The sequence below is a fragment of the Streptomyces sp. NPDC058045 genome, assembly GCF_042885635.1.
GTDB lineage: Bacteria > Actinomycetota > Actinomycetes > Streptomycetales > Streptomycetaceae > Streptomyces.
This window is the reverse complement of the sequence record NZ_JBHVRR010000004.1, coordinates 178862-184861: the sequence shown is the minus strand read 5'-3', so window position 1 is coordinate 184861 and position 6000 is coordinate 178862. Positions and strand designations below refer to the sequence as shown.

The 6000-nt window shown below is 72.9% G+C and carries 6 protein-coding genes and 1 pseudogene; 4 read left to right on the top strand and 3 right to left on the bottom strand.

Annotated elements, in window-relative coordinates:
• Window positions 1-344 (bottom strand): PspC domain-containing protein (locus tag ACFVST_RS04790; protein ID WP_390146892.1); only part of this gene is annotated, 344 nt, incomplete at its 3' end.
• Between the two features lie 169 nt (window positions 345-513).
• Between ACFVST_RS04790 and ACFVST_RS04785 the strand changes: the two genes are divergently transcribed.
• The 3 genes from ACFVST_RS04785 to ACFVST_RS04775 are packed head-to-tail and all read left to right on the top strand — an operon-like array spanning window position 514 to window position 2586.
• Window positions 514-1797 (top strand): PspC domain-containing protein, encoded by a 1284-nt coding sequence (locus tag ACFVST_RS04785; RefSeq protein ID WP_390146890.1) that lies wholly within the window; start codon window positions 514-516, stop codon window positions 1795-1797.
• Entirely contained in the window at window positions 1784-2002 is a 219-nt protein-coding gene (locus tag ACFVST_RS04780; RefSeq protein ID WP_390146889.1) for a hypothetical protein, read from the top strand. The genes ACFVST_RS04785 and ACFVST_RS04780 overlap by 14 nt, the downstream gene beginning before the upstream one ends.
• Window positions 1999-2586 carry an SMI1/KNR4 family protein gene (locus ACFVST_RS04775; RefSeq protein WP_390146887.1) on the top strand — a complete coding sequence of 196 codons (588 nt, stop codon included), beginning with the start codon at window positions 1999-2001 and terminating at the stop codon, window positions 2584-2586. The genes ACFVST_RS04780 and ACFVST_RS04775 overlap by 4 nt, the downstream gene beginning before the upstream one ends.
• On the opposite strand, the pseudogene ACFVST_RS04770 reads toward ACFVST_RS04775, so the two are convergent.
• Together ACFVST_RS04770 and guaA are read right to left on the bottom strand one after the other, a co-directional pair.
• Window positions 2577-3070, bottom strand: a pseudogene (locus ACFVST_RS04770) (DoxX family protein). The gene ACFVST_RS04775 and the pseudogene ACFVST_RS04770 sit on opposite strands and share 10 nt — an antisense overlap.
• 322 nt (window positions 3071-3392) lie before the next feature.
• Window positions 3393-4976 (bottom strand): glutamine-hydrolyzing GMP synthase, encoded by a 1584-nt coding sequence (gene guaA, locus ACFVST_RS04765; RefSeq protein WP_390146885.1) that lies wholly within the window; start codon window positions 4974-4976, stop codon window positions 3393-3395.
• A gap of 330 nt (window positions 4977-5306) precedes the next feature.
• Here guaA and ACFVST_RS04760 point away from each other — a divergent pair, with 330 nt between their 5' ends.
• Window positions 5307-5591 carry a chorismate mutase gene (locus ACFVST_RS04760; protein ID WP_390146883.1) on the top strand — a complete coding sequence of 95 codons (285 nt, stop codon included), beginning with the start codon at window positions 5307-5309 and terminating at the stop codon, window positions 5589-5591.
• Window positions 5592-6000 lie beyond the last annotated feature (409 nt).

The window sequence follows — 6000 nt, the reverse complement described above, 5'->3', positions numbered from 1 at the left end:
TCTGGACGCCGCGGGCGGGTGGCCCGGAAACCGGTTGGTGGGCGCCGCGGAGCCGCCCGTAGACTCCGGTGCTCGTGACCGAGACCAGCGCCACCGCAACCGCCCATGCCGCCGACGCCGCCGACGCCGAGCGGCACGAAGAACCAGAACGCGGCGTAGAGCAGGGCGCCGAGGCCGTCGGCGAGGAAGAGGCCGAGGAAGATGACGCGGACCCAGACCACGGGCAGCCCCAGGTGCCCGGCCAGGCCGCGGGCCACGCCGCCGAGCCAGCGGCCGTCGCTGCTGCGGTACAGCTTGCGCGGGGGGCGCGGCTCGTCGGTGGGCGCGGTGGCGGCGTCGGGCATGGCACCGATGGTCACACGCGGCCACGGCGGGAGCATCAGGGTCCGCCCCTGAGCTGTCCCTGAGCTGCGCGGCCCAGTGTCGGGCCCGGTGCCCGGCCGGGGAAATCTCAGGGTCGGGCCAGGGTCGTCCCGGCTGCCGCGGGGTGCGGCGGGCGGTCACCATGGGCGTATGACGGATGAGCGGTTCCGGCGGGACGCCGGGCAGAGGATGCTCGGCGGGGTGTGCGCCGGTCTGGGGCGGCACTGCGATCTGGACCCGGTGATCTTCCGTATCGTGCTGGCCGTCCTCTCCGCGACGGGCGGCCTCGGTCTTGTCTTCTACGGCTTCGTCTGGCTGCTGGTGCCGCTCGACGGCGAGGAGGAGAACGAGGCGCGGCGGCTGCTGTCGGGCCGGGTCGACGGGGCGGCGCTCACCGCGGTGCTGTGTGCGCTGGTGGGCTGCGGGCTGTTTCTGTCGATGCTGAACAACGGGGATGTGCTGTCCTTCGGCGGCACGGTGGCGGTGCTGCTGGCGGGCGCCGGGTACTGGTCGCGGCAGCGGGGCGCCGAGCACGAGGACCCGCTGGCGGCGCAGGCCGCGGCCGACGCCCCGCCGGAGGCGAAGGCCCCGCCGCGGCCGGACCGGGTGGGCTCCTGGTGGCGGGACCCGGCGGGCCGGGATGCCGGTGCGGGCCTCCGGTCCGGTACCGGCTATCTGTGGGGGCCCGCGGACGCCGGGGTCGAGTCGGAGGTGCGGCGACCGGGGGCGGGCAGGCCGGGCGGTGGCCCGGGGGCGGCGTCCTGCACGGGCGGCTGGCCCTGGACGCAGGAGCCGCGGCCTCCGCGACCGCGGGCGCTGGGGGGCTGGACGTTTCTGCTGGCGCTGCTCGCTGGGGGGCTGGGGGCGGGGCTGACCTGGCGCGAGTGGCCGATGGCGACGAGCCTCCAACTCGGACTGGCGTGCGCGCTGGGGGTGTTCGGCCTGGGGATCGCGGTGAGTTCGCTGCTGGGTCGTACCGGGGCCGGTTCGATGATGCTCGCGGTGTTCACGGCGGTACTGCTGACGGGGGCTTCGCTGCTGCCGGAGAACATCACCGCCGACTGGATGCGCGCCGACTGGAGCCCGGCCGCCGCCTCCCAGGTGCGGGAGCGCTACGAGTTGGGCAGCGGCGTCGGCACCCTGGACCTGCACGGGCTGAAGCTGGCCGAGGACGGGACGGTCACCACGCATGTCCGGGTGGGTGCGGGGCGGCTGGTGGTGATCGTGCCGCATGACGCGCTGGTGCGGGTGCGGGCCCAGGTCGGGCTGGGTGACGTCCGGCTGCCGCGGGACGACCCGCACGATGTGGACGTGGCCCCGGGACGGGACCGCGGAACGACCCTGCCGGCACCGGCGGGCACCCACGGCGGCACGGTCGACCTCACCCTTGAGGTGGGCCTCGGACAGGCGGAGGTGAAGCGTGCTGCGGCATGACTTCCAGCCCGGCAAACTGGTCGCGGGCGCGGCCCTGACGGCGGCGGGCGTCCTCTACGCAGGCGACGCGGCCGACCACTGGCAGATCCCCTGGTACGTGATGATCCCCTTGGTCCTGGGCGGCTTGTGCCTGGCCGGCGTCACCGGCACGGTTGGCCACACGATCCGCCGACGGCGGGGAAGCAGGGGGACACGGACACCGTGAGCGAGTTGAACGCGGCACAGCGCGAGTACCTGACCGGTCTCCTCGGGGACTTGGCCCCGAGGGTCATCGAGGATCTGCCCCCGGACTTCGGGGCCGCCCCGCTGACCGAGGACCAGATCGCGGAGTGCGAGCGGCGTGGCGGTGCCCAACTGCCCGACGAACTACGCGAGTTCCTCCGCGTCCTGGGGGGAGCGGGGGTGGTGACCCCCGAGGAGTTCAGGCCGTTCCACACGACGCTGGGCCGGGTGTGGGACAAGCTCTCCGAGGGCCCGGGCACCTGGTGGGAGATGTCCGACGACTTCGTCGCGGACTACTGGTCGCGGGCGGAGGCGCAGGCCGCCTACGACGAGCTGAACGCCGGCCTCAAGCACACCTACGAGATCGCCACGGAGCGCGGCATCCTGATCGACTTCCGTACCGACGAGACGGACGAGGTCGAGGAGGAGGGCGCGATCGTGCTCGACCCGGCGACGGGGGAGGTGTACGTCTTCCCCTCCCCGGACCGCGACTCCCCGAACTGTATGCGCCTGGCGGGAACGTTCCGGGAGTGGGCGGCGGAGGACCTGGGGTGGCCCTACCTGTAGGCCGTGCCGTTCGGATCCCCGCGCCGCCTCCTCGCGAGCCATGCGTCCACCGACAGGTACGGCGTGCCGGCCAGCGCCAGGGGGAGCCAAGCGATCAGGTACGCAAGGTCGTTGCCGTAGTAGTAGGGCGTGGTGGGCCAGCTCACGGTGAGCCAGAGGGCCAGAGAGATCAGGGCTCCGGTGGTGGCGGCGAGGCGGGCGCGGAGGCCGAGCAACGTGCCGATGCCTGCGGCGAGTTCGCCGAGGGCGAGGGCGTAGCCGAAGGCGGTGGGGCTGCTCAGGGCGAGGTCGACCAGGGCGGGTACGGCCGCGGTGCCGCGTACGGAGTGCATCAGGTCGCCGAGGGATTCGGGGCCGGAGGCGGTGAGGAAGGCGCGGTCGGTGAGCTTGTCGAGTCCGGCGTAGTGAAGGTGGCGCCGAGGAAGAGGCGTAGCGGCAGCAGGGCTCCCGCCGGGGTGCGGAGCCGGGCCAGGGTGGCGGTCAACTGCCGTACGGCCGGAGGGCGTTCGGCTGGTCGACCGGTGGGTTTCGGTTTGGCGGCTGCGCGTTCGCCAGGTGCCATGTGCGGGGTGCCGCCTTCCGTGCCGGGCCGGTGGACCGGCGCCTTGGGGCCGACCCTACGGACCCTGCGGGTGTTCCGCGCGGGCGGACAAGCGGTGTGGTCGTCGCCGAGAATGGACGGCTCACGGGGGCTCACGGGAGCGAGGGGGCGGTTGTTGTGGGTGGAGAGGGGAGTCGGTCCCGGGTAGCACGGGAGGCGCCGTCCACCCGGGGGTGGACGGCGCCTCAGCGGGAGAGCGAGGTGGTCACTCCCACTCGATGGTGCCCGGCGGCTTGCTGGTGACGTCCAGGACGACCCGGTTCACCTCGGAGACCTCGTTGGTGATGCGGGTGGAGATCTTCGCCAGGACCTCGTAGGGCAGACGGGACCAGTCCGCCGTCATGGCGTCCTCGGAGGAGACGGGGCGCAGCACGATCGGGTGGCCGTAGGTGCGGCCGTCGCCCTGGACGCCGACGCTGCGGACATCGGCGAGGAGGACCACCGGGCACTGCCAGATGTCGCGGTCGAGACCGGCCGAGGTCAGCTCCTCGCGGGCGATGGCGTCCGCCTCCCGCAGCAGGTCCAGGCGTTCCGCGGTGACCTCGCCGACGATGCGGATACCGAGGCCGGGGCCCGGGAACGGCTGGCGCTGCACGATCTCCTCGGGCAGGCCCAGCTCGGCGCCCACCATCCGCACCTCGTCCTTGAACAACTTGCGCAGCGGCTCGACCAGTTGGAACTCAAGGTCCTCGGGGAGGCCGCCCACGTTGTGGTGGGACTTGATGTTGGCGGTGCCGGTGCCGCCGCCGGACTCGACCACGTCCGGGTAGAGGGTGCCCTGCACCAGGAACTCGACGGGCTGGTCGCCCGGCGCCGCGGCAACGATCTCGGCCTGCGCCTGCTCGAAGACCCGGATGAACTCCCGGCCGATGATCTTCCGCTTCTGCTCCGGGTCGGAGACGCCCTTCAGCGCGGCGAGGAACCGCTCCGAGGCGTCGACCACCTTCAACTGGACGCCGGTCGCGGCCACGAAGTCCTTCTCCACCTGCTCCGTCTCGCCCTTGCGCATCAGGCCGTGATCGACGTAGACGCAGGTGAGTTGGGAGCCGATGGCCTTCTGCACCAGGGCGGCGGCGACCGCGGAGTCCACCCCGCCGGAGAGGCCGCAGATGGCGCGGCGGTCGCCCACCTTGGCGCGGATCTCGGCGACCTGCTCCTCGATGACGCTGCCGGTGGTCCAGGACGGGTCGAGGCCCGCGCCGCGGTACAGGAAGTGCTCCAGCACCTGCTGGCCGTGGGTGGAGTGCATCACCTCGGGGTGGTACTGCACGCCGTACAGCTTCTGCTCGTCGTTCTCGAAGGCGGCGACCGGGACGACGTCGGTGGACGCGGTCACGGTGAAGCCCTCGGGGGCGGCGGAGCAGGCGTCGCCGTGGGACATCCACACCTGCTGCTCGGCGGGGGTGCCCTCGAAGAGGGTGGAGCCGGTGCGGGACACGGACAGCGCGGTGCGGCCGTACTCGCGGGCGCCGTTGTCGTCGACGGTGCCGCCGAGGGCGGTGGCCATGAGCTGGAAGCCGTAGCACATGCCGAAGACGGGGACGCCGGCTTCGAAGAGGGTGCGGTCGAGGCGGGGGGCGCCCTCCGCGTAGACCGACGAGGGGCCGCCGGAGAGGATGATCGCCGCCGGGTTCTTTGCGAGCATCTCGGCGACCGGCATGGTGCTCGGCACGATCTCGCTGTAGACCCGGGCCTCGCGGACGCGACGGGCGATGAGCTGGGCGTACTGCGCGCCGAAGTCGACCACCAGGACGGTGTCGGGGGCGGCAGCGGGGGGCGCTGATGGCACGGGGGCGGCCTTCCGGCGTTGAACGTCTGCGGCGGCCCTGCGCTGGGGCGGGGCGTCGCGGGGGTTGATGGGGCCGAGTCTAACGGGCTGCCGGGGGCGTCCGGCCGGGAGCCGGGTGCGGTTATAGTGGCCGCGTGATCCAGCACCTGAGCTTCGTCTTTACCTATGGCAACCGGCCCACCGGCTGCCATGGTCGTGCTGCTTGATCCACCAAGCGAACTGAACCAGGCGCCCCGGGCCGGCAAGGCCCGGGGCGTCTGGCGTTCGCGGACCTTCACGGCAGGGCCGGTCCGGCCCGCGGGGCGCCGCCACCGGCGAGGAGCCCGAAGCATGTCCGACGTACTGAACCGCACCGGCGCGCACACCGCGGAGGCGGCCGACGTGATCAGCGGTGCGCGTGAGCGGATCGACAGCCTGGACGACCGGATCATCGGTCTGATGCAGGAGCGGATCGCGGTGTCCACCGTCGTCCAGGAGTCCCGGATCGCCTCCGGTGGGCGGCGGGTCAGCCTCTCCCGCGAGATGGAGGTGCTGAGCCGGTACCGGGACGCGCTGGGCCGCCCCGGCACCGCCCTGGCGATGTCCCTGCTCGAACTGTGCAGGGGCCGTATCTGAGTTCGGGTGCCGTCTCACCCGCTCGGAGCGTGACCCGGCGCGGGCGGGCTTCGTTGGTCCCGTTGTCCGTGCCAGCCAGGGGCGGGCCCAGGACCACGCGTGGAACTCCCAGCCGGAGCGATGAGACGTACGGGTCGTGCCGTATGTCGTGGGACCTCGCTCCGGACGCGGTGACCGGACGGCAGGGGACAGCAGCCCGGTCACCAGGTGAACGGCCGGCTCCGGGGACGCCCGGGGCCGGCCGGCACCCAACTCCCCCTGCTGCGGCCCCTGTTGGCGCGGCGGCCCCTCCCCCTTCACAGTCCCCCGTCACCCCCCGCTCCGGGACCGGCCTACCGCCCCATCCCCCACATGGGTGACACAGGTCACATAAGAAATCCCGGGGGTCCAGGACAACCATTGCCGGGGA

Bases quoted from the DNA above. Each gene is read 5' to 3' on its own strand.
- ACFVST_RS04760 (WP_390146883.1), top strand. From the start codon at position 5,307: ATGTCCGACGTACTGAACCGCACCGGCGCGCACACCGCGGAGGCGGCC.
- ACFVST_RS04785 (WP_390146890.1), top strand. From the start codon at position 514: ATGACGGATGAGCGGTTCCGGCGGGACGCCGGGCAGAGGATGCTCGGC.